The 353-nt window shown below is 65.4% G+C and carries 1 pseudogene; it reads left to right on the forward strand.

Annotated features, from left to right (window positions below):
* A pseudogene (locus U7114_RS19350) lies at window positions 1-353 on the forward strand (pyruvate dehydrogenase (acetyl-transferring), homodimeric type); the annotation flags it as partial.

Here is a 353-nt window from a genome sequence, read left to right on the forward strand (position 1 = left end):
TTCATGGAAGGCCGGCTCTCCGAGGAGGACCTGGACGGGTTCCGGCAGGAAAAGTCCCGCGAGGGCCACGCCCTGTCCTCCTACCCGCACCCGCGCCTGATGCCGCACTTCTGGGAATTCCCCACCGTGTCCATGGGCATCGGGCCGATGAACGCGATCTACCAGGCCCAGTCCAACCGCTACCTGCACAACCGCGGCCTGAAAGACACCAGTGACCAGCAGGTCTGGGCGTTCCTCGGCGACGGCGAAATGGACGAACCCGAGTCCCGCGGCCTGCTCCAGCTCGCCGCGAACGAGAACCTGGACAACCTCAACTTCGTGATCAACTGCAACCTCCAGCGCCTGGACGGGCC

Origin of the sequence: Pseudarthrobacter sp. C1, from assembly GCF_034720455.1 — a bacterium.
Lineage (GTDB): Bacteria > Actinomycetota > Actinomycetes > Actinomycetales > Micrococcaceae > Arthrobacter.